This is a genomic window from Citrobacter sp. Igbk 14, assembly GCF_028069825.1.
Taxonomy (GTDB): Bacteria; Pseudomonadota; Gammaproteobacteria; order Enterobacterales; family Enterobacteriaceae; genus Citrobacter.
The window spans coordinates 1-1132 of the sequence record NZ_JANEWM010000140.1 but is presented as its reverse complement, the minus strand read 5'-3'; the positions used below and the strand labels follow the sequence as shown (position 1 = coordinate 1132).

Annotated in this window: 2 pseudogenes; both read left to right on the top strand. The window is 33.0% G+C overall.

What is annotated here, in order from left to right:
- Positions 1-522 (top strand): annotated as a pseudogene (locus NNN64_RS22795) (phage head-tail adapter protein); the annotation flags it as partial.
- Positions 506-1132, top strand: a pseudogene (locus NNN64_RS22790) (hypothetical protein); the annotation flags it as partial. The pseudogenes NNN64_RS22795 and NNN64_RS22790, both read left to right, overlap by 17 nt.

Genomic DNA, 1132 nt, shown 5'->3' with positions numbered 1-1132 from the left:
TACTTAACCTCATCAAATCAATTAAAAAATAAACTTGAGGTTCTTTTATTCGACCCCTTATTTATTAATTATCCAAGTGATTTAGGAGAATATTTAGAAATCAGGAAAGAAAAAGAGGGTGATAATTCTTTGATAACCTTGATCCACAATCTAGAAATTAGAATGAAGAACTATGTCAGTGGCTTTGATCAAGTTTACTCTATAAAAGAATTAAAAACCACGGATATTAATAGACATCTATACTGGAAAATGTCAGATAGAGTAATGCAGAAGGCAAAAGAAAATGGTCCTAAATCAATATTTGAAGATATGTTTAACACCATACACATTCTTTATGGAAATAGCTCAATTTACTATATGTATAGCTCACCAGATGAAAAACCGCATAGGGCAGAAGCCCCTATGCACACGTTCTCTTATTCATCTGAAATGCCAAATATGGATATAATCGATCCATTTAACTTTAATTATCGTTTGCTTAGATTCAGAATTGAAAGGATCGAAGATGAAATTAATAATTAAACAATATCTTTCTTCACTAAAAGAACGCAGTGAACTTGACGTTATACTACCAAGTTTATTGAGCCAAATGGGGCTTAATGTCTTTGCAAGGCCAATTCGCGGCACTAATGAATATGGAGTTGATATTGCTGCCGTTGGTAAAATTAATCAGGATAAAGAATGCGTTTATTTATTCTCTGTGAAATCAGGTAATTTAACACGATCTACTTGGCATAGTGGTGCAACTGATCAAACTTTGCGCCCCTCATTAGAAAGTATTTTAGATTCGTACATTCCACACCGTCTCCCCCCTGAACATAAAAACAAACCTGTCGTAATCTGTTTGTGCTTTGGTGGTGATATCCAAACAAATGTTAGGCAAGAAGTAACTGGATTTACCAATAAATATACTACTGATAATATTTTTTTTGAAGAATGGAATGGCGACAAATTATCAGACCTGATTATAGAATATCTCTTGAATGAGGACTTATTACCCAAAAATTGGCAATCGTTACTTAGGAAATCAATAGCATTGCTTGATGAACCTACTTCATCTCATCAGAATTTTAGGAAGTTAGTTTTAGAAATATCTAAAACTATCGGAGAAGATGATAAATCACAAGTAAGG